General features: G+C 58.4%; 19 protein-coding genes and 3 pseudogenes. 12 read left to right on the plus strand and 10 right to left on the minus strand.

Going from position 1 to position 24,415, the window contains the following annotated elements:
* Positions 1–29: 29 nt before the first annotated feature.
* Positions 30–1,022, plus strand: a pseudogene (cas1, locus tag H8F27_RS17860) (CRISPR-associated endonuclease Cas1).
* Positions 1,023–1,868: 846 nt separating this feature from the next.
* On the opposite strand, the gene cas2 reads toward cas1 (H8F27_RS17860), so the two are convergent.
* Entirely contained in the window at positions 1,869–2,150 is a 282-nt protein-coding gene (gene cas2, locus H8F27_RS16970) for a CRISPR-associated endonuclease Cas2 (protein ID WP_197149754.1), read from the minus strand.
* A complete protein-coding gene (gene cas1, locus H8F27_RS16975; protein ID WP_197149763.1) occupies positions 2,147–3,139 on the minus strand; it encodes a CRISPR-associated endonuclease Cas1 in 993 nt (330 codons plus the stop codon). The genes cas2 and cas1 (H8F27_RS16975) overlap by 4 nt, the downstream gene beginning before the upstream one ends.
* A gap of 282 nt (positions 3,140–3,421) precedes the next feature.
* Here cas1 (H8F27_RS16975) and H8F27_RS16980 point away from each other — a divergent pair, with 282 nt between their 5' ends.
* Complete coding sequence (locus H8F27_RS16980; RefSeq protein ID WP_197149765.1) at positions 3,422–4,123, plus strand: protein kinase family protein; 702 nt, start codon at positions 3,422–3,424, stop codon at positions 4,121–4,123.
* Positions 4,124–4,284: 161 nt separating this feature from the next.
* On the opposite strand, the gene H8F27_RS16985 is transcribed toward H8F27_RS16980, so the two are convergent.
* The 3 genes from H8F27_RS16985 to H8F27_RS16995 all read right to left on the minus strand — a co-directional run bounded on the left by H8F27_RS16985 (position 4,285) and on the right by H8F27_RS16995 (position 5,506).
* Positions 4,285–4,920 (minus strand): hypothetical protein, encoded by a 636-nt coding sequence (locus H8F27_RS16985; RefSeq protein ID WP_197149771.1) that lies wholly within the window; start codon positions 4,918–4,920, stop codon positions 4,285–4,287.
* Positions 4,921–4,966: 46 nt separating this feature from the next.
* Complete coding sequence (locus tag H8F27_RS16990; RefSeq protein ID WP_197149774.1) at positions 4,967–5,122, minus strand: hypothetical protein; 156 nt, start codon at positions 5,120–5,122, stop codon at positions 4,967–4,969.
* A gap of 216 nt (positions 5,123–5,338) precedes the next feature.
* The gene (locus H8F27_RS16995) at positions 5,339–5,506 is read right to left on the minus strand and encodes a hypothetical protein (RefSeq protein ID WP_197149777.1); all 168 of its coding nucleotides are present in this window, start codon (positions 5,504–5,506) and stop codon (positions 5,339–5,341) included.
* Positions 5,507–5,931: 425 nt separating this feature from the next.
* Here H8F27_RS16995 and H8F27_RS17000 point away from each other — a divergent pair, with 425 nt between their 5' ends.
* The 3 genes from H8F27_RS17000 (at position 5,932) to H8F27_RS17010 (ending at position 10,501) form a co-directional block, all read left to right on the plus strand.
* Positions 5,932–7,269, plus strand: coding sequence for a TIGR02710 family CRISPR-associated CARF protein (locus H8F27_RS17000; RefSeq protein WP_197149780.1), 1,338 nt, complete (start codon positions 5,932–5,934; stop codon positions 7,267–7,269).
* On the plus strand, positions 7,266–8,468 hold the full coding sequence (locus H8F27_RS17005; RefSeq protein WP_197149783.1) for a TIGR02710 family CRISPR-associated CARF protein: 1,203 nt from the start codon (positions 7,266–7,268) through the stop codon (positions 8,466–8,468). Before H8F27_RS17000 ends, H8F27_RS17005 begins: the two co-directional genes overlap by 4 nt.
* A 263-nt stretch (positions 8,469–8,731) precedes the next feature.
* Positions 8,732–10,501 (plus strand): hypothetical protein, encoded by a 1,770-nt coding sequence (locus tag H8F27_RS17010; RefSeq protein WP_197149786.1) that lies wholly within the window; start codon positions 8,732–8,734, stop codon positions 10,499–10,501.
* Between the two features lie 150 nt (positions 10,502–10,651).
* On the opposite strand, the gene H8F27_RS17015 is transcribed toward H8F27_RS17010, so the two are convergent.
* From H8F27_RS17015 to H8F27_RS17025, 3 genes are all read right to left on the minus strand, one after another.
* Positions 10,652–10,948: a transposase gene (locus tag H8F27_RS17015; protein WP_197153667.1), complete on the minus strand. Its 297-nt coding sequence runs from the start codon at positions 10,946–10,948 to the stop codon at positions 10,652–10,654.
* A gap of 122 nt (positions 10,949–11,070) precedes the next feature.
* On the minus strand, positions 11,071–12,207 hold the full coding sequence (locus H8F27_RS17020) for an IS5 family transposase (protein ID WP_197149789.1): 1,137 nt from the start codon (positions 12,205–12,207) through the stop codon (positions 11,071–11,073).
* A 42-nt stretch (positions 12,208–12,249) separates the two neighbouring features.
* On the minus strand, positions 12,250–13,518 hold the full coding sequence (locus H8F27_RS17025; protein WP_197149802.1) for an IS66 family transposase: 1,269 nt from the start codon (positions 13,516–13,518) through the stop codon (positions 12,250–12,252).
* A 208-nt stretch (positions 13,519–13,726) separates the two neighbouring features.
* On the opposite strand from H8F27_RS17025, the gene H8F27_RS17030 reads away from it, so the two are divergent.
* From H8F27_RS17030 to H8F27_RS17050, 5 genes are all read left to right on the plus strand, one after another.
* Positions 13,727–14,053, plus strand: a complete 327-nt coding sequence (locus H8F27_RS17030) for an STIV orfB116 family protein (RefSeq protein ID WP_197149805.1) — start codon at positions 13,727–13,729, stop codon at positions 14,051–14,053.
* Between the two features lie 217 nt (positions 14,054–14,270).
* Entirely contained in the window at positions 14,271–14,723 is a 453-nt protein-coding gene (locus tag H8F27_RS17035) for a hypothetical protein (RefSeq protein ID WP_197149806.1), read from the plus strand.
* Between the two features lie 217 nt (positions 14,724–14,940).
* Positions 14,941–16,626, plus strand: a complete 1,686-nt coding sequence (locus H8F27_RS17040) for a hypothetical protein (protein ID WP_197149808.1) — start codon at positions 14,941–14,943, stop codon at positions 16,624–16,626.
* A gap of 151 nt (positions 16,627–16,777) precedes the next feature.
* Entirely contained in the window at positions 16,778–18,004 is a 1,227-nt protein-coding gene (locus H8F27_RS17045) for a hypothetical protein (protein WP_197149810.1), read from the plus strand.
* Positions 18,005–18,703: 699 nt separating this feature from the next.
* Positions 18,704–20,926, plus strand: coding sequence for an ATP-binding protein (locus tag H8F27_RS17050; protein ID WP_197149811.1), 2,223 nt, complete (start codon positions 18,704–18,706; stop codon positions 20,924–20,926).
* 404 nt (positions 20,927–21,330) lie between these two features.
* On the opposite strand, the gene H8F27_RS17055 is transcribed toward H8F27_RS17050, so the two are convergent.
* Entirely contained in the window at positions 21,331–21,552 is a 222-nt protein-coding gene (locus tag H8F27_RS17055; RefSeq protein WP_197149813.1) for a hypothetical protein, read from the minus strand.
* Positions 21,553–21,888: 336 nt separating this feature from the next.
* Here H8F27_RS17055 and H8F27_RS17060 point away from each other — a divergent pair.
* Positions 21,889–22,050 (plus strand): annotated as a pseudogene (locus H8F27_RS17060) (transposase); the annotation flags it as partial.
* Positions 22,051–22,154: 104 nt separating this feature from the next.
* Here the strand turns inward: H8F27_RS17060 and H8F27_RS17065 are convergent.
* The gene (locus tag H8F27_RS17065; protein WP_197149814.1) at positions 22,155–23,693 is read right to left on the minus strand and encodes an IS5 family transposase; all 1,539 of its coding nucleotides are present in this window, start codon (positions 23,691–23,693) and stop codon (positions 22,155–22,157) included.
* 146 nt (positions 23,694–23,839) lie between these two features.
* Here H8F27_RS17065 and H8F27_RS17070 point away from each other — a divergent pair.
* Positions 23,840–24,406, plus strand: a pseudogene (locus H8F27_RS17070) (IS3 family transposase); the annotation flags it as partial.
* Between the last annotated feature and the right edge of the window lie 9 nt (positions 24,407–24,415).

Consider the following 24,415-nt stretch of genomic DNA (forward strand, 5'->3'; position numbering starts at 1 on the left):
GAGTGTGATTCAGTGATCAGGAGGCACCCATGAGAAGTTTGTACCTGCTGCGCAGCCATGGCCAGGTGGGCCTTGAGGGCGAACAGGTTGTGGTTCGCGAAGGCGAAGAAGAGCTGGAGAGGGTTCCGTTACCTCAGCTCGATCAGATTCTGGTGCATGGCAACCTGCAGCTCACCACCCCCTTGATCCGCGCTTGCCTTGAGCGGCAGGTGAGCATTGCCTATTTCAGTTCGTCTGGCTGGTGCCAGGGGCGTCTTCTGCCGATCGACAAGGGCTATCGCCATCGGATGCGCCATCAGCAGATGCTCAGCACGCAGGAGCGTCAGACGGCGGCGGTGAGCCTGATCCGCGGCAAGATTGCCAATGGGCGGGTGCTTTTGCTGCGGCTAACTCGCCGCCAGCGCCGCCAGGAAATCAATGCCTCGCTGGAGAGGCTCAGTTGGCTGTTGAACAAGCTGAGCAACAGTGACCCGCCCGAGCGGATCCAGGGGCTGGAGGGCAATGCGGCGCTGGAATAACAGCAGGCCCTGGGCCTGCTGTTAGCAGAAAGCGGGTTTCCAGTGATGGGGCGACAATTCCGGCCGCCAACGAGTCCGTTCGATGCGCTCAGCAGTTATGGCTATGGCGTGCTGGCGAGCTCGATGCAAACGCGGCTGGAGCTGCATGGCCTCGACCCCTACGAGGGTGTGCTGCATGTGGGATCCGCACGCCACCCCGCACTGGTTTCAGACCTGATTGAGCCTTTCCGAACGCTGCTGGTGGACCCGTTCAATGTGTGGATGATCCGCACCGGCCGCATCAACGCGGAGGCGGGATTTGAACGGCGCAAAGGAGGTGTCTTTCTCAACGCGGTCACGCGCCGCCAATGGATGGGGGCATGGGCGGTGCATATGGCGGAGGAGGTGCAACTGGCGAACGATCGCTGCGGACCACGCTGGGAATTGCTCGATGCGCTGGTGCGCTCCTATGTGCGCTTTGTGTACGACCCCGCCAGCGGTCTCACGGTGCCACAGCGACGCTGAGGAGGGTGGAGTGATGCGGTGGGTGGTGGCTTACGACACCCCTTGCAGTAAGCGACCCCGAAAGCTGGCGGTGCTTCTCAAGAACCTGACATTCAACTTCCTGCGATATCTTCTAAGAGCGGATCGTGGGCTTGCACTCGCATGAGTAATAATTAGTACGTAGCCGCCTGAGTCAATTCAGTCATTTTGATGTACAATTTATTAGACCATTTGGCGCCGCAAGGCGTTTTTTTGTAAGCTTCTGTAGGTGTATGATTCTTGGTTTTTCGAGGTTCCCTTAAGTGCTTATGAATCCCTTGTGAGCCCAGTTTCCAATCAATAGGTGTCACCAACGAGTGGTGACCGGGGGCCCATGGTGGCTACGGTTTCGAAGGAGGCTAGTTTCCAATCAATAGGTGTCACCAACGAGTGGTGACCGGAAGATGAAAAATAGTCTTCTCCTCATGATGGGGGCGTTTCCAATCAATAGGTGTCACCAACGAGTGGTGACCGGAAGATGAAAAATAGTCTTCTCCTCATGATGGCGGCGTTTCCAATCAATAGGTGTCACCAACGAGTGGTGACAGCGGCCCCCGAGAGGGCCTGCGCGGCAGGCGATCCGGAGACCGTTTGCGCACCTCCCTACTTTGGCCGCGGCTGGCCGTGGCGTCAAGCCTGTGGAAAACGCTGAGATCCCCTGCGCCGCAGGGCAGCGCGCAGGAGGACACAAACACTGGGGTTTCGGCCGATCGCCGGGGGGTGCGCGGCGGATCGAAAGGGACCAAGCCTCTGAAGCCAGTCGTTCTGCACTGAAGGTCCTACGCGCACCCCCAGAGCGACACCGCGAGACAACGCTCGGGAACCTGGTCAGATCACCTTGTCCTGCCAGACCGTCACCTCCACATCCCGGCCCATCTGCTCAGCTGCCACAGCCCGCTGCGGCAGCGACCAGAGCCTGATGCTGTCGGCCGGCTCGGCGATGCGCTCCAGGCCATGCCTGAGGCGCTGCATCTGGTGGGGCCGCAGCCGGCACTCGAACACGCTCCACTGCATGCGCACCCCATAGCCCTCCAGCAACTTGGCCAGCTTGCGGCGTCGCTTGTTGCTGGGGCTGTCGTAGGCGATCACCCAGAGTTGCTCCTGGTTCATCGCCTCAGGGGCACCAGCAGGGGTTGCTCGGGATCGTCCACGAAACGGGCGAAGCTCTGTACCAGCTGATCGAGCACTTCCCAACGCGGCCCGGTGTTGCCATCACAGAGGATGATCGGCTCGGCCATGAAGGCCGACCAGGCCTGCAGCCACAGGCGCCGGCCGGTCTCGGAGAGGTACACACCGCCAGCGTTGGGCTCGAAGTGCTCCTCGGCCCGCAACTGACCGCTGCGAATCAGTTGTCCGTGGAAGGGATCAACCAGGTAGGTCCGCAGCGGTTCGATCAAATCCGACACCAACGCTGCATGGCGAGCCGAGCCCACATGCAGCACACCGACATAAGGATCAAGCCCACGCAGCTCCACTCGCAGCAGCAGCGCATTCCACAGCACCCCATAGCCGAAACCGCAGAGGGCATCGAATGGGGTGCCTGGCGGCCGCCGGCTGCGTACCGCGAAGCCGAAACCATCTCCTTCCAGCAGGTTGCCGAAGCTGCGGAAGTAGAGAGCTGCTGCAGCTCCCTCCAGCCCCCGCAGATGGTTGGAGCAGGGTGCCTTCGCCGTGAGCGCCTGCAGCTGAGCCAGCCGCCGCAACGCGGATTCCACAGCAGGCCGGCCGCCTCGGCGCGTGAACCGCTGCAGCACCACCCGGCTATTGGCGATCTTGCCAGCCACCAACCTGCGGGCCACCGCCAGCCTCTGGGCCGCGGACAGCTCCGCCTGACGGCGGGACCGGTGCCGGTAGCCGCTCTCCAAGGGCTGCAGGCGTCCCAGGCACTGGCCACCGCTGGTTAGGTAGGCGATCGGAATGCCGCGCCGCAGGCAGGCGCGGATCAGTTGGGTGGTGAGCTGTAAGTGGCCCAGCACCAGGATCTGGTCGAGCAGGGGCAGGGACATGCGGTCGAGCTCCTGCTCGCCGCTGCTCACCACCAGCTGCTCGCCCTCGATGCCGGCGGTGCCGTGGGGGCGCAGGAGATAAAGGGAGCGCATGGGGCATTGGTGAGGTCGACATCAGGATTGCCACGTTCATGGCCATGGCCAACGCCCTACGGGCAGCCAGCCCTGATGTGTTGCTCAATCCCACGAGAAACCAGTGCGTGTTGCAGGAAATCAATACGCTGAATCCAGTTCAGATTTGGAGAATTAAAAAATGGGCTGCTAATCAACGATCAGATCTCCAGCCCAAGCGCTGCTTGACTCTGGGTGGACGCGCTTAAACGTTGGATTGATTGATCCTAACGTTACAATGCCTACATCACTCCCCTGAGTTCATTGCCCGTCACGCTGGAGATCTATCAACAAGTAAGCCAGGCTGGTAGCTTTGCCAGCCGAGCCGGCCGGGGCACCATGGCGGTGGTGCGGGAGCTTGACGACGGCGTGGTGGAGAAATCCGACCGCCGCGACGAGCTACCGCTGGTGGCCAGGGAGTTCATCATCACCGAACATCTGCGCAGCACCGGTATGGTGCCGCTGATCAACGTGGATGAGGGGCTCTACGGCTACCCCTTGAGCTTCCAGATGGAGAAAATCAACAACGGCGGCACCCTACAGGATTGGCTTGAGTTTCACAGCCGCACCCCAATCTCCAGGGATGTGTGGGCAGAGATCTTCCAAGGCGTCAGCAAAGGCATACGGGCCGTGTGGGCGGCTGGAGTGTTGCAGGGAGACCTGCACGTCCGCAATGTGGTGGTCGGCACTGATTCGAGTGGCTGCCAACTCAAGCCCCACATCATCGACTTCGGTGTGGCCGTCATGGACGAGGAACCGTTCGAGGCCTTGGCCCATGGCCTCGGGCTACCCGATGTTGTGGCCGAATCACAGCAGTGGTTTGAGCGCCAGATCCAGCCCCGCTACGACGACCCGACGGATGAAAAGGCCTTCCTGATCAGCGATATCCAGGAGTGGATCAACACCCTCAATATCCAGGATCTCGATGGCCTGCTGGATGATTTTCGTCGCGGGCTGCGCACATGAGGGGAATGCCGGCACTGGCCATTCGTGCTGGGCCCAGCACTCGCGTCTAGCCAGGCATGATGTTATGGGGGGGGGGCGGCTGTTAGTGACACCTCCTCAAGTAGTTTGATCGATTGATGCGTACCCAGTGCCGCCGTCCGAATAGCGGGAGCACTTGCCGCTCACCAAGAGATCCGTGGCCTGGGGTTGATGGCATTGTTTTCGATCTCCATCATCAACCAGTAATCCGTTTCACGGGACAGCCACTTTGCGCAGCTACTGGCTGCCAGGATGCTCAGCAAGGTATCTGGATCAAACATCACAGGACTTGGCATGAGGTTCATCAGAAAGTCCTCAGTGATGGGCTCTGGAGGCTTCTGATCGTTGATGAGATTGCGTGGATACACCCACCACCTTCCGAAGCGCTTGTCGGTGACATAATGATGCGGCGGTATTGCGGGGTCCAGGAGGATTTCCACACTGAAGTCATCCATCTGAACGATCATCTCCGGATCATCCAGGGGTTGATTGAAGCGGCCTCCGATCAGCCAGGCGGTGAAGGGAAAACTGCGATAGAGGTAAAGCTCCTTCTCTTTGGCTATTTCTGGGCTGATTCTCTGACCCATGCGATCTAGATTCTCAACGATACCCAGTACCCGATAGTACTTGAAGTACACATTTAGTTCTTCCACGTCGTGCTCGGAGCTCTCAGGCCTGTCGGCCTGGTAATAAAGCTGACTCCACAAGTCCAGTAGCATCTGTGACTTCGTGGCTGCTGAAAAGCAGGATTGGCGCACATCATTTAGTTGCATACTCATCTCCAGGAGCGTGGGAAGGTTTGTGGGGAGTGGTGTGCGAGCGCCATCAGCGAAACACGATCACCTGATCGCCTCCGTTATGGTCATACCTCGCGGAACGACCCAGGTAGCGGTTGTTCACCATTTCGCCCGCGTAGGGCGCTGTTGGGTTGATCAAATAGTCCCAGCCGATCGACACCAGCACACCGGTGCTGAAGCGCACCTCCACCGTGTCTTTTCACTGGGCCGACCCGCTGATCAAAGGTCGACGGGTGAGCCACCAGAGGTCGCCCGTTCCGGGCTGATGGGTAGGCGTAGGGCGCCATTGACGACCTTATGTTGAATTATACCAGGGGTTGAAGCGTTAATAACCCCCACCGATGTCCGCCAAGCCATCGGTCACGGTTCGGCGCTGGCCGTCCACCAAATAGATGGTACGTCAGTTCCGGAGATATACGAAGCCCTCGCTGCCGCCCGTGGTGATCGCCTCTCCCCAGGGTGTGAGTGAGCTCCAGCCTGAGGGCGCCTGCCGCAGATAGCTCACCGCGAAGCCCCGATCTGACGGCACGATGCCGGGCACCCGGGTCGGATCCAGCTGTGCGGCCAACGGCCGCACAGGGCTAGCCGCCACCAATCCGCCAAGCAGAAAGCCGACAGCAAACCGGGGTGGTGCAACGCGCATGGATGCGGGTGATTGATATTGATGCGAGCGGCGTCTAGGTATTTTTTGCAATAATTTGCATTTTTGTAGCTGTTCCGGCAGTTTTTGCGCAAGTTGGTCTGGACGTAAAAGCGCCTCTAGCCTCACCCTAGGTGTGTTACACTAAATGTAAGGTTCTGCTCCTATGATGCAGCTACTCGCCTGTGAACAGCCACTTGCAGCACTCGATTCTATTATCGACTGGCGTGAGTGTTCTCTGGAATCGGTTGATTTTTTGGCTGCTCCGCGCACCATTGCCTCGGCCTCACTTTGCTGCGACAGCTGATTGAGGGCGTCTGGGCCGATTTCCACCGCATCCCATTCACCAATCCATGAGCAAGATGCTGCTGGTAACTGTGGGAGGGAGTCCTGAACCGGTTCTTCACACGGTTCGCAATCACAACCCCGACGAGGTAATCTTCATCCCCAGCGTGAAGCCCACCCTGAGGCCGAGCCTGGATCAGGTGATAGGAGAAGGCATACCCTGCAGGCATGAACTCCCCAATGGTGTGGTGGAGATCCGGAAGAATCTGGTTGTGCAGCTGGGTTTGCAGGAGCGTTTTGATCCGGACCGACATCTGATCGGTATCCCTGATCCGGACAACCTGGGTGATTGCTATAGGCGAATCCGCAGCGCCTGCCGGAACCTTCAGGAATCTGGCGGCCGGCATCACCTGATAGGCGACTACACCGGAGGCACCAAAACAATGAGCACGGCACTGGTGATGGCCTGCGTGGAGCTTGATGCGGAGCTAAGCCTAGTGACGGGACCACGGGACAATCTTTCCAAGGTCACCAATCAAAGTGAAGGCACGCGAGCGATCGACATCGGCCCCCTTCGCGCAGTCCGAGTGCTTCAGGAGCGATTGCCTGAACTGCTGGCCGTCCATGCCTACGATCAGGCAGCACTCTCGATAGGTATTCTGCGCACGAGTCTCGGTGAATCCTTGCCTCCATGGGCGGCGGATGCTGCAGATCAGTTGCTGGAGAGCCTGAACATCATGGATACCTGGGAGCGATTTCGTTGGAACGATGCTCTTGTGCGTGCCAAGCGAACCACACTGGCCACCTGCTTTCCTGAGCTGATCGAGTGGTGGGAGCGGGTGTGGGTATCCCGCTCGTGGCTCAAGACATCATCCATTGATATTGGGGTCGCAACGGGCTATGAGCTGGTACAGGATCTTCTTCTCAATGCAGACAGAAAAGGAAGCCGAGGTTTGTATGACGATGCAGTGGCCAGAATCTATCGAGCTCTTGAGCTTCTTGGGCAAAGTTACGTGCAATTTGAATTGGGAATAACGGAAAATAGTACCTGGAATCGAGGACAATGTTTCCTAAAGACGGGTGAGCAGGTGCCAACTGGGAGCCTGAAGGAGCTGTACGACTGGTTAGAGCGGAACGACACCAAAAATATACTTGCTCCGCAGTATCTGCGCCAGCGAGATCGGCTCTCCCAGCTGCGGCACGCGCGCAATCAGTCCTTGATGGCACATGGCCTCATTCCTGTGAGGAGGGCTCAATGGCTCTCGTTTCAAGATGGGGTGGAACAACTGGTTGATGCAGTGCTCCACTCACCTGGCTTCTCCCAGGGACCACCTCCCCAGCAGCTTCCCGGCACCGCCCTCCTGCAGCTCCCTGAGTCCCAAGTGCTGCTGGGCATGGCGGGATGATTCACATTCTTGTGCTGTCTATCGGCAAGCAACCAGACGGCCCGATCCAGACCATCCGTGGCGTGCGGCCCGACCGGGTGGTGTTTATCTGCAGCCAGGAAAGCCAAGACCTGATCCGGTCCATTCAGGCCCGGGTGCCCGTGCCCGATTTCGATGCGGACCGTGATGTCATGGTGTTGCAGCACCGACGCCCTGGCAGTAGCCCTGAGGCATCCAATGAGCTCGATCGTCTCGATTCTGTCTATGTTCAGGCCAGTGCGTTGTTGGAACGCTTAGGCCAGGAACACCCTGGCTGCAGGCTCACCGTGGACTACACCGGTGGCACCAAATCCATGGGTGCGGGCCTGGCGATGGCGGCCATCGATGATCCGGTGGCGAACCTGCAGCTCACCACCCTTGAGCAGCGTGTGCCTGGATCGACCGTGATCACAGGCCACAGCTTCCCGGTCCCCGTGCCTACAGAGGCGATCCATGCCCACCGGCTGTTGTCGTTGGAGCTCCCCACCCTGTTGCAACGCTTTGACTACGCGGCTGCTGAAGGCGCCATTGGCCGTGTGCGGCGTGGTCTGCAGCCCGAAAGCGAGGCGTTCCGAACGCTTACGCGGCTTGAAACGCTGATGGTGGCCCTCGACGCCTGGGATCGTTTTGACCACAGGACAGCTGTGCAGCTCCTCAATGGAAGGGGGCGTGAACCGGCGATTCTGGCCCTTCTGCTACCGCTCAAGCGGGTGGTGTCCTCCCGCAAATTGGTGGATGCCAGGGCCCGTGGGGAGGATTGGCCCTCGATGCCCGGCCATGGGCTGGAGCTGGCGGAAGATCTCCTGCGCAACGCCGAACGCCGTGCTGCTCAGCATCGCTATGACGATGCGGTGGGGCGTCTCTACCGAGCGGTGGAGCTCACGGCACAGCTGTTGTTGCGTACGGGAGTTGCGGGTTATGTAGGCGAGGAAGGAATTGATACAAGCGATGTGGCCACTGAGCGGCTGCCCGAGATCCTGCAACCTACCTACCGATCCCTTCATGAGCGCAAGGGAGTTGATCAACCATTGAAACTTGGCTTGGTGGAGAGTTACGAACTGCTCGCTGCACTTCTCCATCCTGTTGGCCTGCGTTGGAAGCAACGGGATGAAAATCTGAGACGGGCCCTCAAGCTCCGCAATGCCAGCCAGTTTGCCCATGGCTTTGAGGCGATCGGCTAAATCGGTTGGCAGACGCTGTGGTCCACTTGCGGGTTGTTCGTACAGGAAGCCATTGCTGAAATTCGCGATCAGAAAGGCCTCGATCCACTGCCGAAGTTGCCCTCCAGCCTTGCTGCCACTCGAGCCGAACCCCTCGCTCGCTGATAGGAACCGCAAGCGCCGGTTGAACGCATGAAATCGAGGATCGGTGCTTCGCATGAAATACCCGCACATCAATGCTCCCCTTGTTGACACTGGCTTGGTCACTCAACCAGGTCCACCCCATGACTGCTTCCAACAACATCAACCTCGGCAACCTCAACGGGCGCTCGCAGCAAGCCAGCCGTCAGGCAGAAAGCCTGTTAAAGAGTCTGGATGGTCAGAAGGCCGGCTCGGGTTTGGGCAAGGCCCCAACCACCACCAGGCAGACACCTTCAGGATTGGGAGGTGGTGTCAACGGCAATGGCCAGCCCCCGCAGGCGGCGAGCCCCGGTCCTGGGGATCGGAAAGAAGACAACCTCGCATCAGAGAACGCTCTGGCATTGGTGCAGTTCCTGGAATCCCATGGCCCCAGCGAGGATCTGGTAATGCAGGCCAGTCAGCACTACTTCCGCCAGCCCACCACGGTGCAGAAGCAGGAAAAGCCGTGGAAAAAGGTGTACGGCCTGGTCGGCGTACTGCCGGAGGATGTGCGTGGTAAGCATGCGGTCAGTGAGTCCCTGCGGGGTAGCTCCAGGATTACGGCTGTCCTGCTGACCCTGAGCTCCTGGATCGATCTGACCTCGTCGGTCGGGTTGTTTTCCTTCGTGTTCCGACTGGCCCCAGGTGGTGCCTTGCTGTGGGGTCCGTTCACTGCCGGCATCTTGCTGCTCATGAGCAACAAGTCCGGCCGGGCCATGGTCGATCGCCACAACAACAAGAAGATGGCCAATGTCGCGACGGTGGTATTTGCGTCGGTGGCGGCGTTCCAGACGGGCCTGTCCGGGGTGGGGGTGTTCCTATTCAGTGGCCAAGACCAGGTGGTGAACCACAAGGCGGAGCAGGTGATCAATGGCGATCTGGACCGGCGGCGGCGTCTGATCGAAGGACTGCAGAATCCGACGAATCCGGCTTTCCATGCCGATGCCAAGGCCTGTGAAGCCAACACGGCTCGTCTTTCGGCTATGGGGTCGCGCAACCCTGCCTACCAGCAACTGTCGGTGGAGACGTTCGGCCGCTGGGACGATCGCCGGGTGGCGCCCACCAACAAGCCGCGTTGGGTGCTGCAGCAGACGCCCCTGGATCGCTGGCCGATCTGTTCCCGTGCCGCCGCCAAGGAGGGTGCCATTCAGGCCCAGCTGAGCACCGAGGTGAGAGAGCTGGCGAGCCTCGAGAAGAAGCTGCAAAACACCCCCAACAAGGTGGCGTTCCTGCGCCAGGAGCAGCCCAAGGTGTTCGAACAGCACTTCGTGATGGAACCCAATGGCTCTGTGGCCATGAGAAGCGCGACCGAGGCCTTCGGGGCAGCGGTGGTCTATTTCATCTGGCCGCCGGAGGGAGCACGCAACAACCTGCTGCTCAGCTACGTGATCATGGGCCTGTCCATCCTCACCAGCAGCGCCGCCTTTTTCTCTCTGCTGACCCAGGCGCGGTCGGATAAGACCAAGATGTCCTTTGAGGCAGCCTGTGGGCAACAACGCAGTCTCCTGCTGTCCAGGATCCGCGAACGCTTGCCGGAGGACGCCGATGTCTGGTTCCAGCGCCAGCGTTCTGTTCAGCGCCGGCGTGGTGCCGCTCAGAAGGAGGGCTATACCGCTGCACAGGTCAGCAACCTCAACCCGGAGTTTCAGACGCTGGCCAGTCTCCTCAAAACCGGGAATGAGGAGGTGAGGTGCGAAGCGCAGGAGCAGTACTGGGAGCATCTGATTGACTTGTACATCATGCGCAGCAGCGAAACTGGCGACATCGACTACGGCTACCTCTCCAACCGTTTGGAGCGTTTCTGGCACGACTTCAAGGCGACCAAGAACAGCCGGGTGGCCTCGAGTGGCTGGATGGGTCCAGAGGCCTCGTGACGACAACCACAGATCGGCGACCCCCGAGCAACCCGCAGAGGCCCGAGGATCTGTATGCGTTCAGGGGTCGGGACGCCCGGCCGCACGAATGCAAGCCTGATCGCTCACCGCTGAGCGATCAGAGACTCTTCCTTGCTCGTTGTTCTTCCCTCAGGGATCGCTCAGCAGTGACGGCATCACCCCACCGCGGTGATGGGCGATCCAGGCCTGCTCGAGGAACTCCCAGACATCCCGCCCCTGTTGCCGCAGGGTAGTGGTGACCGTGAGCAGGCGGCTGCGGCAGATCGCACCTTGGCGGGATTGGACTCCTTGACTGATCTTGCGCTGAATCACCGACTGCCGCAGGGCACGCTCTGCGGCGTTGTTGGTGGGCTCGATTCCCTCGATTTCTAGGAGTTTGCGGAAAAACTGCCTGAAAGGCCGCGTTTTTCCCTCCAGAGAGCTGATTGTGCTCCGTTCGGGCTGAAATGATGCGTTTCAGCGGTTCAGAACGCCCGATTTCAGGCGTTTTGCCCCGTTGGGGCTTCCTGGAGGCCGCCTCATTGGCACACCTCTGGGCAACCACCTGTTCATGCCGCCGCCATCGCCGGTTTGAGCAGGTTGCCCAGCCGGATCAGGTTGTAGGCGATCACGTGCAGGCCAAACACCGCACTCAGCTTGTCGGTGCCGCGCAGCTTGAACTGGCGCAGACCGCCCCACTGCTTGATCCAGCCAAACACCTTCTCGATGCCGCGGCGGGCATTGATCGACTTGGCGTAGCCCTCGTGGCGGGTGGTGCGGCCATCGATGGCGGAGCCACCAGAGCGGGCGGTGTTCTGAGCGACGTGCGGCGTCACGGCGATGCGACGCATCTCGGCGACAAAGCCCTTGGTGTCGTAGTTCTTGTCGGCACCGATGGTTTTTTGGTGGGCACCGGGGATGTCAGCCGCCATCGCTTTGGCGGCATCCCGCTCCCCGGTACCCACTGCTTGGGTGACGCGGCAGTCCACGATCAGCGCATGGCGGTTGTCCATCAGCACATGGCCCCGATAGCTCGGTTGGGCCGGGTGGGCGTTGGACTTGCGGGCCAGCAACGCATCCGGATCACTGCCGGAGCGATGGGTCTTGTTGCTGAGCTTGACGCCGCGGAAATCACCCTTGGCCCGCTTCCTGCCGGGCTTTGGAGCGCCAAACCCCTCGCCAGGACCGGATGGCGGCGGTGGCGGATCGTCCTGCCCATCAATCCGCTCCAGTGAGGCATGGGAGGCCCAGGCCTGCAGCAGGGTGCCATCCACTGAGAAGTGTTCGTCGCTGAGCAGCGGCTTGACCTCCGGAGCACCCATCAGCTTCTCCAGGAAGCGCCCCATGACCTGCTCGTTCAGCAACCGCTCCCGATTTTTGGTGAATGTGGTGGGGTGCCAGATCGGATCATCCGGGCTCAGGCCCACAAACCAGCGGTACAGCAGGTTGTAGTGCAGCTGCTCCAGCAAAAGCCGCTCCGAGCGAATCCCGTAGAACGCCTGCAGCAACGAGGCCAGCAGCAGCTGTTCTGGCGGCACCGAGGGCCGGCCTTCTGCGGCGTAGAGCGCGCAAAAGGTGGGATTGAGCCGATCGAGGGCCTGATCCGCCAGTTTCCGGATCCGCCGCAGCGGATGACTGGCCGGGATCCGCTCCTCAATCGACACGTAGGAGAACAGGGAGCCGCTGCGCTCCCGGTGACCTCGCATCTGGACTGGGCAGCTGGTCCATTTTCGCGCAGGCTTGGTTTTTCAGCAAACTCCTAGGAAGGTCCACAACCCACCTGCCACCTTCTGGAGCTGCTGGCAGGTGCGCACCGTGCTGGCCCACGGCGTTCGCTCGCCGCGCTGGTAGCCCAGCTCCACTACCCGCTGCAGCGTGGTCTCGAATGCCTGGCGAATCGGCAGGCAGCTTTGCTGCAAGGCGGGCCAGTCAATCTTTCCCTGCTTGTAGTTGTGCCAGTGGTCAAACAGCTGCTGCTGCAGGCCCAGCAGCTTTGCTCCAAATTCAGTGCTGGCGCCCGGGCGTTCGGCGATGGCCGTTAAATCGCGGATCAGGTGCGCCCAACACAGCTGCCTTTGCATCACCGGCAGGTGGTTGTAGGCCGAGAAGCGATCGCTCACGACAATCCCGCCAAAGGCACTGCCGAGCAGCTCAATCGCAGCGGCCGTAGAACGGCTCAGCCCCTGCAGAAACACCGTCACCAGCGGTGTGACCATGACCCACTGCCAGCCCCGCTTTCCAGTGGGATTGTTGCCGTCGGCATTGCCGGTGGGAGCGCCAGTTTCGTCGACGTAGGCCACCGGCTGCAGACGGGCCGCCGCCAGCGCCTGGTCCATCGGTTCCGACAATGCTGCACTCAGGCGCTGGCGGACCCGTGCAATCGCGCCGCGGCTCATCTCCACTCCTACCAGCTGCTGGAGCAGGGCCTGGGTCTTGCTGAAACTCAACGGAAAGGCACTGCCCAGCAAGCCCACCAGGGCACTGAGCCTTGGGCCGTAGTGACTGGCCTCCACATCCGCCGGCAACGAGGCGCAGGTGCTGGTGGAACCGCAGGGGCAGACCAGGCGATGCAGCCGATGCTCGATCACCAGCGGGGTGATCGGCGGGATCTCGATCACCTGATGGCACAAGGGATCTGGATCCTCCCCCACTCCCTGCAGCAACGTGCCACAGCGGCGGCAGGCATCGGGGTGGTGTTCCACCACCTCATCCACCCGCTCGATCGGCAGCAGCTCCGGCCCCGATCCGGGATGGCCCGGCTGGCCGCCCCGCTTGCGGCCACTGCCCTTGCGCCGCTCTGGCGGCTTAAAACCCAGACCATCACTGGAGGGAGGTTTGGAGGAGTTGCGGGAGCTGCGACCAATCCGCTCCCGCAGGCTGGCCAGCTCGCTCGCCAGGGCGGTGAGTTGGCTGCGGAGCAGCTCAATCTCCTCATGCTGGGAAAGGATCAGCTCTCTTGCACCAGCCGGCCAGGTCTCCCAGTCAGCTTCTGAAATTCCGGCCGGAGGTGTGCTCATCACAAGCAGTCTCTGCCCGAGATGCAACCGGGAATAAAGCTGCCGTCAAGGGTTCAGCAGAGACAATGTTCGCACTGAGCAGTCCCGACCCCTGAACGGTTACGAGGATCTGCCCTGTTGCTGGTTACAACAGAAGCCCATGCCGGCAGAATCTCTCAGACTGTTAGTTGATTGACGGAATGGCTCAACCCAAAAGAGGACAACTCCAATGACGCTCTACATCATGTCTACCACCATCATCCCCAGCGGCAGTTGGGGAACCTGGTCCATGGCTCCCGCCACCATCGAAGAAGTGGCGACTGCCATCGCCGACGGTGCCATCTCGGCAGTGGGCCATAGTGATACTGCAAAGATAATCAACACTCTCACCAACCAATCCATCACCGCGAATCGCATCACGGTCAGGCCCAAGGTGGGTGATACTTTCTTTTGCTTCTCCTTGAAACAGCGGCCTCCAGAAGGAGCCATTCTTTCCTGTGCGCAGTTGGAGGCGATCGGCTACCAGTGGGCTCGCATGGATTTCAGAGGGCCGTAGGTCGTAGCCAACGCTGCCACAACGAGACGCACAGGTGCAGAGATGGATGCTGAATCTAGCTGGCCGCGGTCAGTGAGCAAGCTGACCAGGTCCCTCTACCCCCCCCCATAGCAGCAGGTGGCAACCATGAATAGGGCTCCTAATACATACTGTTGAATCACCTCCTGGCCGAGCCGCGGAGGCTGCAGGCAAGGCCACATCACAACCCCTCTTCGCCATGGCAAAGACGCTCTACATCGATCTCGACAACGTGCTTGTTGATTTCCCATCCGCTTTCCAATTCATCGAAGCAAAACAGCTGAGGGAGTTTGAGGGACATCTCTATGACATTCCGGGAATCTTCAGCCTTATGAAGCCTGTGGAGACTGCGGTTGAGGCCTTTGAAGAACTGGCCATAATTTTCGACACCTACATCCTTTCCACATCACCATGGGACAACCCATCAGCATGGTCTGATAAGTTGCTTTGGGTGAAAATGCACCTGGGAAAGCCGGCATACAAACGCCTGATTCTTAGCCATCACAAACACCTCAATGTTGGTCATTATCTTGTCGACGACCGAACCAAGAATGGTGCCGATAGATTCACTGGTGAACACATCCTATTCGGGTCAGAGCGCTTTCCCGACTGGACGGCAGTGACGGCCTACTTGCGCATCAATGCGGCCTAACGGCCAAGCATGGATCCTTGATCCCACTCCTCTTCTGATCCATCAGAGCTGCCTGTTCACAGCCTCGTTGTCCGGCTTGTGACAGGGCTTGCCAAGGGATGTTGTTTTCATCCTCGGTTGAACGCATGAAATTGAGGATCGGTGCTTCGCATGAAATGCCCGCACATCAATGCTCCCCGTGTTGACACTGGCTTGGTCACTCAACCAGGTCCACCCCATGACTGCTTCCAACCACATCAACCTCGGCACCAACAATGCTCGCTCGGATCAGGCGGCTCACCAGGCCGAAGTCCTTGCGGAGCGTTTTACCGGCCTACAGGCCGGCAGTGGCTCGATTGAGCAGAAATACACTATTTATGGGCAAGGCAACGGCAGCCTGGAGAATGATCTCGCCTCCGAGAGCGCCCTAGCTTTGGTTCAGTATCTGGAGTCCCATGGATCCAGCCAGGACCTTGTGTCGCAGGCCAGTGAACACCACTTCCTTCAGCCCACCACGGTACAGAAGCAGGAGAAGCCGTGGAAAAAGGTGTACGGCCTGGTCGGCGTACTGCCGGAGGATGTGCGTGGTAAGCATGCGGTCAGTGAGTCCCTGCGGGGTAGCTCCAGGATTACGGCTGTCCTGCTGACCTTGAGCTCCTGGATTGATTGCACAGCCTCAATGGGGTTGTTTTTCTTCCTGTTCCGACTGGCCCCAGGTGGTGCCTTGCTGTGGGGTCCGTTCACTGCTGGCATCTTGCTGCTCATGAGCAACAAGTCCGGCCGGGCCATGGTCGATCGCCACAACAACAAGAAGATGGCCAATGTCGCGACGGTGGTGTTTGCGTCGGTGGCGGCGTTCCAGATGGGCCTGTCCGGGGTGGGGGTGTTTCTATTCAGTGGCCAGGACCAGGTGGTGAACCACAAGGCGGAGCAGGTGATCAATGGCGATCTGGATCGGCGGCGGCGTCTGATCGAAGGACTGCAGAATCCGACGAATCCGGCTTTCCATGCCGATGCCAAGGCCTGTGAAGCCAACACGGCTCGTCTTTCGGCTATGGGGTCGCGCAACCCTGCCTACCAGCAACTGTCGGTGGAGACGTTCGGCCGCTGGGACGATCGCCGGGTGACGCCCACCAACAAGCCGCGTTGGGTGCTGCAGCAGACGCCCCTGGATCGCTGGCCGATCTGTTCCCGTGCCGCCGCCAAGGAGGGTGCCATTCAGGCCCAGCTGAGCACCGAGGTGAGAGAGCTGGAGAGCCTCGAGAAGAAGCTGCAAAACACCCCCAACAAGGTGGCGTTCCTGCGCCAGGAGCAGCCCAAGGTGTTCGAACAGCACTTCGTGATGGAACCCAATGGCTCCGTGGCCATGAGAAGCGCGACCGAGGCCTTCGGGGCAGCGGTGGAGTACTTCTCCTCGCCGCCACCGGGAGCGCGCAACAACCTGCTGCTCAGCTACGTGATCATGGGTCTTTCCATCCTCACCAGCAGCGCCGCCTTCCTCTCGCTGCTGGCCCTCGCACGATCGGACAAGACGAAGATGTCATTCTCCGGCGCCTGCGGCCAGCATCGCAGCGGGGTGCTGGCCATCATTCGCGAGCGCCTGCCGGAAGACGCCGATGCCTGGTTCCGCCACCTGAGATCGGCCCAACCGCACCTTGGCGCTGAAGCGGAAGAGGGCATCGCCGCCGCTCAGATTTCCCAGCTGAAGCCCGATTTCCAGACGTTAGCTCACCTGATGAAAACCGGGGATGGCGAGGTGAGGCGAAAGGCGCAGGAGCAGTACTGGGAGCATCTGATTGATCTTTACATCATCCGCAGCAACGCAACGGGCGACATCGATTACGCCTACGTCGCCAACCAGGTGGAACGCCACTGGCTTGGGATCAAGGCCAGCGAGAACAACCGGGCGGCCACCAAAGGCTGAATGGCTCCGTATGCATCGCGATGGATTCGATGCATCGGCGCCCATCTGCCAACACGACAATCAACCCACTGGCCTCGCCGCTTGTTCAGGCAGGTTGGTGGGTGTAGTGGTGTGTCTTAGCTGCCAACCCAAAAAGCGCCCGGTGGAGCGCATGAAATCCCCGGCAGGTCCATCGCACCAGATTGCGGATCTTTTGGACGGAAACCGAGATGGTGTGCGGGTACCCAATGCCGGAGCCACCATGACGGACTTCAACCGCAACAACCAGCCCCAAACCAGCCAGCCCCGCGCCGCTGCAGCCAAGCAGCCGATTAGCCGGTCCGCACGGCCTAAACATCCGCTCATCCGGCACCGTCTGGCGGAAGCAGCAACACCAACACCACTGGCCACACCACAACCAACGTCAACCCCTTGGCCCGCAGAACCTCGGTCCGCACCGACGGCGATGCCTCTGCCTCAACAACGCCGGCACAAAGAGGAGCCCGGCAGCAGGCGCTCCCGCAACAAAGCGGCGGTGCTTCCATCAAAGGAAGCTTTGGAGCTGTCCAGTATCCATGGCCAGGTGCACCAGTTCCGTGGGTTCGTGGATCGCTTCGGCGGCAAGCAAGGTCAAAGCGGGATCATGCCGACGCTCTGCATACGCTCGCTGTGCCATGCCGCCACTGGCCGAGCGGTGGACCCTGACCACTGGTGGTTCCGCCTCAGCCAGGAGTGGAGTGAGCTTGGCTTACAACCCGGCGACGAGGTTCTGTTCACGGCAAAAGTGCACCACCGCACCAAGGGTTTCGTTGATCAGGTGCTCAGCAAAAAGTACGAGGGTCGCGTGCGGCAAAAGGTGACCGGCTTTGGCGGCAACCTGCGCAGCGTCGCGCTGATCCGTCGCGCCCAACGCCCACTGGATCGAGAACTGGAGCTACGCCACAAACTCAAGGAGCGGGAGCTCCAAATGAGCAAGGAACTCAAGGAGCGGGAGCAACAGCTGAGTCAGCAACTCAGCAAGCGTGAACTGGAGTTTATCCGGGGCCTGAATGTGCAGGAGAGGCAAATGACTCAGGAACTCAAGAGGCGGGAGCTGCAGATGAACCAGGACCTCCAAGAGCAGGAGCAGTGGATCTGTGAAGTAGAGCGGATGTACCGTAGCCTGGAGCGGCGAATAGGCCATATGGCCCATGATCTCAGCCGCCAGAAACGGAGGGCTTTGGTTGCAATGGCCTGTGCACTGGGAATTGGTTTCACCGGTGGCGGCGTGCTCAGCTGGCGATTAGCTGGAAGTGGCAGTGTCGGCGCGGCGCCGGGCGGCTCACCCGCGGCCGAAGAGGTATTAGGGCCCAACCGCAACGACAGGTCCGGCAATCCGTCGTTGGCCCAGGGACAGTAGCCTTGCGTCCATATCAGCTCAGCTCATGGCAAATGCGGCTGCCCCACTCCAAAGGGGTAGCCGCTGGCAGCCCTAAGCCGTAGAGCGAAATCAATCGCACAACCCTCGCTTGAGGAATTGGCTACCTGGATAGTCCCATCCGCCGTGGCATGCACGTCTTCGCAGAACTAGGAATTAACGATCATCTTAGCCTTCTCATGCACTGAAGGGAGGCTGGCAGCCACATTGGCAACCCCCATCAAAACGGCTGGGGCGAGCAGAAAGCCTGGCTGGCTTAGAATAGGTGCGCACCTACTCGAGGCAGCGGCGGCGAAGGTGATGCTGTCGAGATGCTGATCATCCAGGAAGAACCATCGATGCCGAACGCCGAAGTATGTAAGCGCAATGCGAACATGGAGCTCCTCATCTTGGTACCTTCCCCAGGGCGGAGGGTTAGGGAGCTAGTCCTCAATGACAAGGGTTCAAGATCGTGATCCAAGCAGATCAGGAATTTGTAATCGTAGCAGACATTCGGTGCAACGCATGAACGACCTGAAAATTCAGAGCCATGACGCCACAATTGAGTTTCTGTTCGATGGTGGTTTAAAACCAACCATCTCCGCAACAGGGATTTCCCAACCTCTCCCATAGCAATCCTAGCCGAACACGATATCCATGACAAAGACAAGCACCAATGCTCCACTTCGCTGTCACTTGTTGATGGGGCCGCCCGGCAGTGGAAAGAGTCGTTTGGCCAATGAACTTGCTGCCCTGATCAGCACCCCTAATAAGCCAGCTCCCTTAGTCATATCAACCGAAACCTCTCGCCGCGAGCTTAGGGAGCCAGAGACACCTACTGACGTCGACTTGCCGACGAGTGAAGCCCAATTGAATGATCTTCTAAGGCAAGCGGTAGCAAGCGGCCAGCCGGTGATCGTGGATGGCACTCACGTGCGAAGATCCTCGCGTCTGGCACTGATCCAAGCGCTCGATCTGCCCGCACCGGTGGAGTGGATCGGCTGGAAGCTCACCACACCACTGAAAACATGCCTCAGCTGGAATCAGAAGCGCGGCAAGCTGGCCATATCCGCAGATGTGCTGAGCACTCATCACCAGGCTTTCAACAGCCCTAAGGAGTTTCCGCCCAGCCGATATGAGGGGTTCACCGTTCTGGTTCTGATCGATCCCTCCGAATACGAAGAAGAGGAGTTAGGCCAGGTAGTTGCGGCCAAGCTGAATGGTCTTGATCTGTCGATTTCACAATCCAGAAAAAACCCAAATTGGCCTAGAGCAGAGGATCTCCACGGCTACTCCAGACTGCTTGACTTTGAGCGGTTGATGCACCTTCTCCAGTTGCTTAGCGAGGGCCGCGGTCCAGCTGTTGATGAAGCCGCTCAGATACTGGAGGAACGACATGGTCGCTGTTACGGCGACCAGCGATCGATCAAATCTGATCTGATCTGGTTGGAAGCTAATGGTTTTTGCAGTGCGATGCCGGTATACACGCCGATCATGCTGCCCGACTGCAGAGTAGCCGAACTACACAGAGGAGCTTGGTGTGCCTATGGAAAAAAAGAAAGCTTCCTCAAACTCATCACTTTTATCCGCTATCTCCTCCACCATCCATTCGAGTATCCTTCGGAGGACAGTGGAGTTGCGCAGACCACATTCAAGCCTGCAGAGCCCAATCAAAAAATTAATCAAAAGACCAGACCAAAATCAGATCAAATAACCAAAGATAAGCCAAAAATACTTTATGAACATCTAGCGAATCAACTAGCCTTGCAATATCCAAAGCTATTTAGCTTGCGTGGAGTGGCCGATCAGCTGCACAATGCTGTCACCGACGTGATTAGCCCCTACAACCTGTCCATAGGCCATGCCCGCAAGGGGTTTACAATTGGAACGGCTATCTTGACAGGCCCTGAGGTGATCGAGATGCACAAAATCGTTTTAGATGCCATAACACGAAAGAATGATCCCTCGCCAGCTGGCATAGGACTGTATAAAAAACTGCGAGACTACCTGCCTCGTGCCGGATTTGCTATTGATGAACAGCTCGCCGTGCGAGCCGTCGCCAATCGATCCATCGTTGATCCGGAACTGGTCGCTGACACCTCACTCACAAAGCATGCCAAAAAACTAGAGCAGGCGATTGTTAATCGTGAGCAGATTACGATCGCCAAGCTGATTCATGCAGGCAGGTTTGAAGACATCCATCCTAATCAAGGAACCACTGAAGATCGAGGGCCTTGGAAGGTGTGGCCATTGCAGTTGATGTTCCACAACATTGCCTGGTATCTCGCCTATGAAAAGGAACCCGAACCGGGTCAGAAACTTGGCCTAATCAAGGTGGATCGCCTCGATTGGTTGGAATGGCGCAAAACCCCAGGAGCTCTGAAATCTCACCGAGACTTCAAAACCCAGAAAATCAGCGTGATGCGGTTGGAGAGGCTGATCGAACGTAGCGGTGGCATCCACTTTGGTAGAGATGCCAAGCTGCAGGGCGTGATTGGAGGATCGAGTGCGCAAGCGGCACTTAAGAAGATGGAGACCCTTCGGTTTCATTGTAATGCTCAGGTGTTTCCCTTCTTCACTGCGGGCTCCGCGAGGTTTCCGGCGGGCCAGATGAGACTATCGAAACGTCGTAGCGATGATCCATGGCGCCATCGCGCTAATGCCAGAAGGTTGCATCAGCTTGCGCCGAATGGCTACGACAACGACCATCCCTATCCCGTTGTAATCAAACTTCCTCCGTGGACTTTAAAAGAAGACTACGATTTCCGGCGGTGGCTTTTCGGTTTTGGCAATGCCATTTACATTGAAGAGCCAGAAGAGCTGCGGTTGATGCAAATCAACCTGGCCAATGGACTAATTCAGATGACCAGAAAGAAGGCCGAAGCTGAAAACAACGCGAAGTTGAAGGTCTGGGAGGGCAAGTGAGCTCGATGACGTTCCTAACCAGGCAAAGAGAAGGCACTATGCCGATGATGGCGAAGGTCGTCACACCATTAAGCAGTAAATCTTATTAGATCCACGCATGAATATTGAGTCGACAATTGCACGCGCTCTGTTGAACGGATGTCTAGTGCTTGAACGGTAAAAATCGACTGCCCTGGCCCTCTTTTACCTTGGCACCCTGCAGTCACAGAGCGCTTCTAGCTTTCACGCATATCCGCGTCTTGTTCATTCAAAAACAGAACTGCCAGCTTGATGGGCTGTCTGTTCCTGCTGGTAATCGAACTGGAACGAGAGCTTTTTTGGATGGAAAACCGCTTTCGGAGACATGCTTGACCTGAAAAACTTGCGAGGGGGCCCTTCGGCCCCCATTCCAAATGTCACTGCGATCAGGGCAGCATGCACCAGATCACAGGGCCGTCATAACGGCTGAGAGCGCGAGAGTTATTGTTCTGCTCGCGGCAGGCTTTGTTGGCCCACACCTCCCAGAATTCAATCCGTTCAACGGGCATCACTCCCTTGATCCGCGTCTGGAACTGCACCTGGCAGCCATGCAGACCGTCGCGGTAGATGTGGCGGCCATCCCGCACGAACAGACGGCCGTCAGCCAACTTGCCGGACCTGAAAGTATCGCGACAGTAGCGATTCACATCCAGGTGTACCTGACGGTATGCCAGGGCAGGCTGGGGGCTGCTGATCACAGTCGAGAGAAGGAGAAAAGGCATTGCCCAGAGTGCCGAAGGGCGGCTGGAACAGTGAAGAAAAGAGCGCATGGCGATAGCCGAAGCGGGACAGAAACACCATGGCTTACTTTCATCGATGCACGACTCCCTGCCGTGGGAACGAGGAAAAGTGGGGTTGCCACGGTTTCGTGGACAGGTCGATAGGAGTCACCCCGTGACCCTCAGACTGTCCATCAAAGGAACAACCCGACCAAGACAAGGCGCCGGTTCACGGTGCAGCAAAAGCAGGAGGCCGTAGCGCTTTGCCTTAGTGAGGGGCTCAGCTGCACGGCTGTAGCCCAGCGAATTGGCATCCCCGTCAGCAGCCTGGCCAAGTGGGTGAGCCAGGCTGCGCGGCGACAATTAGCTAAGCGCCCGCCTAAGTAGGGCTTGCTGAATTTCATTCGCGGGTTTTTCGTCCGCGTCAAGGGCCGCGATCTCAGCCTGCAGCGCCAAGCGCTGGTGACCTCAATTTTACTCCTAGAAGCTGACTAAGCAGCCCACAGAAGCGCTGGACGGCGCCAGGAGGCGAGCAAATAGAGCATCAGGATGTACACAGAGACAAGAATAGAGAATAAGAGGCGCAGTAGCCTGAGAACCTTCTCGGCATTCATCACAAAGAACGCCATCGTGATCACCGTTCTTGATGTTTCAATCAGCTTGGTCATGATCCGATCCAGTCCATATTTCCGTTTGCTCGTTCCGATTCTTCCTTCGATCACGGAACGCTTTCTCAAGTCTGATTTAAAAAGCTCTTGTTGCTCTGCTGTCTGCACCTCGGCCTCTACCTGCTTCTTGCGTGGACGGCCACTGAGCCTGATGTTATTTTCTGCGCAGAACTTCTTGTTGCCTAATGTCATATAGATTGAATCGGCACAGATTCGTGCTGGATAGTACCCTCGCTCTTCCTTGTATTGCTTGGCACGTGTGATCAGGTCGTTGGCTTCATTGTAGTTGTCCCAGCTGATTCGATCCACATCTACAAAACCATTATCATCTGATATTGAGATCTTCGCACCGAACTCTGTTCGCCTTCCTGCCTTGCCCCTCACGATCGGCCGCACGTGTGGTTTTGACAAATTGACAATCCGATCGTCGATGCGCCGGCTATCAGCGTCATACATCTCCTGCTGCTGCTGGTACAGTTCACTGGTGATCAGCAGCTTGCGGTAGAGCTGGGTTCCAAGCTCCAAAAGCATGGCACCGCAATGGATCATCTGATCAATTGCTCTGAGGTTTCTCCGGATCTCGTTGAGCTGAAAGCGCTTGACCTCCCGGATCTCTGCGCATTTGGGCCTTTTCTTCTTGATGATGGCCAGAAACCGATTCCGAGCTTTATCCCGGTTGCAGCGGGGTTTACGATTGATCTTTCCCTGCAACTGCTTGAACAGTTCGTCGATGATCTTCTCAGTCGCCTCTCTCGCTTCGTTCAGCAACCTCAGATCTACTGGGTAGGGAATGTCATCAGGCACGCAGGTTGCATCGAGAATCAGAGTACCCCAGTTACATTCAGGATCCAACGTTGCAGGCTTCACCCCTAGCGCTTCGTCGATGGCAGCAAGCTGTTGCTCCTCTTCTTGTTCGCTATCATCCTCCTCCGCCGAAACCAGCATCTCTTTAATCATCGCAATGCCATTGGCCTTGGTCATGTCATTGCAGATCTTGAACAGATCAGGGCCAATGCGCTTACGAAAATGCACCATCATCGATGGATCAAACGGTGGCATTGCCTGGTACGCACTCAAGCCAATGAAAAATTGTAGATACGGTGATTCCGTGATCAGCTGAACCGTTTCGCGGTCTGTCACTCCCAGGCGTTGCTGGATGTACAGCGCACCGAACGCCATCTGAAACGGCTTGGCCGGTGCTCCTGTCTTGGCACTGAATTGGGGTGCATACTGGCCTTCCAGCGGCATCCATGGAATCAGGTTACGAAGCAGAACCCAGCGATTATTGGCATCCAGCTTGCCGCCGAAGGGCGTGTAAAACTCCTCGATCGATAGCTGACCTGCGTGCTGAAAAACGTACATTGGCGTGTCAGCAGATTATTCTAAGCCAGGAATGGCTACATTTGGCTCATTTTAACGTGAGACCATCCCTGGAATCAACTGCAGCGCAATGGATATTGGTTCCTCAGCAAGCCCTAAGTAGTTGACACCGGGCACGGGCCAGTGGTGTAGCCGAGAACCTGCTGCAGCAGGAGTTCAGCCCAGCAGCACCCAACCGCTGCTGGGCCGGTGACATCACCTACATCCGCACCACAGCGGGCTGGCGGTACCTGGCGGTCTTGATCGACCTGTACAGCCGCCGCGTGGTCGGCTGGGCCATGGGCGCCACCATGGAGACCACATTGGTGCTGGAAGCCCTCAACCGGGCTCTGGGACACCGCCAGATCGCACCCGATCAGCTCCTGATCCACACCGATCAGGGCAGCCAGTACCGGGCAACGGCCTACCAGCAGCTGCTCGAAGGCCGCAAGATCAACTGCATCATGTCGGCCAAAGGCTGCTGCTGGGACAACGCCGTGGTGGAGAGCTTCTTCTCCACCCTCAAACACGAGATGGTTCTCGATGAAGATGCCGAGATACTGAACAGCCCCCAGCAACTGATCAGGCAAATGACCTTCTGGATCGAAGGTTACTACAACCGCGAGCGTCGTCACTCAACGATTGGCTACCTCAGCCCGAGCGACTACGAGCAGCAGACCATCAACACCCGTACACTTTCACCCGCGGAGCCTTGAAACCTGACC

It is taken from the genome of Synechococcus sp. CBW1108 (genome assembly GCF_015840335.1).
Classification (GTDB): domain Bacteria; phylum Cyanobacteriota; class Cyanobacteriia; order PCC-6307; family Cyanobiaceae; genus Cyanobium_A.

Coding starts and splice junctions, on each gene's coding strand:
- H8F27_RS17025 (WP_197149802.1), bottom strand. CDS start 13,518: ATGAGCACACCTCCGGCCGGAATTTCAGAAGCTGACTGGGAGACCTGG.
- H8F27_RS17035 (WP_197149806.1), top strand. CDS start 14,271: ATGGCAAAGACGCTCTACATCGATCTCGACAACGTGCTTGTTGATTTC.
- cas1 (WP_197149763.1), bottom strand. CDS start 3,139: ATGCGCTCCCTTTATCTCCTGCGCCCCCACGGCACCGCCGGCATCGAG.
- H8F27_RS17045 (WP_197149810.1), top strand. CDS start 16,778: ATGAAATCCCCGGCAGGTCCATCGCACCAGATTGCGGATCTTTTGGAC.
- H8F27_RS17020 (WP_197149789.1), bottom strand. CDS start 12,207: ATGCGAGGTCACCGGGAGCGCAGCGGCTCCCTGTTCTCCTACGTGTCG.
- H8F27_RS17065 (WP_197149814.1), bottom strand. CDS start 23,693: ATGTACGTTTTTCAGCACGCAGGTCAGCTATCGATCGAGGAGTTTTAC.
- H8F27_RS17050 (WP_197149811.1), top strand. CDS start 18,704: ATGGGGCCGCCCGGCAGTGGAAAGAGTCGTTTGGCCAATGAACTTGCT.
- H8F27_RS17010 (WP_197149786.1), top strand. CDS start 8,732: ATGACTGCTTCCAACAACATCAACCTCGGCAACCTCAACGGGCGCTCG.
- H8F27_RS17000 (WP_197149780.1), top strand. CDS start 5,932: ATGAGCAAGATGCTGCTGGTAACTGTGGGAGGGAGTCCTGAACCGGTT.
- H8F27_RS16985 (WP_197149771.1), bottom strand. CDS start 4,920: ATGAGTATGCAACTAAATGATGTGCGCCAATCCTGCTTTTCAGCAGCC.
- H8F27_RS17040 (WP_197149808.1), top strand. CDS start 14,941: ATGACTGCTTCCAACCACATCAACCTCGGCACCAACAATGCTCGCTCG.
- cas2 (WP_197149754.1), bottom strand. CDS start 2,150: ATGAACCAGGAGCAACTCTGGGTGATCGCCTACGACAGCCCCAGCAAC.
- H8F27_RS17030 (WP_197149805.1), top strand. CDS start 13,727: ATGACGCTCTACATCATGTCTACCACCATCATCCCCAGCGGCAGTTGG.
- H8F27_RS17005 (WP_197149783.1), top strand. CDS start 7,266: ATGATTCACATTCTTGTGCTGTCTATCGGCAAGCAACCAGACGGCCCG.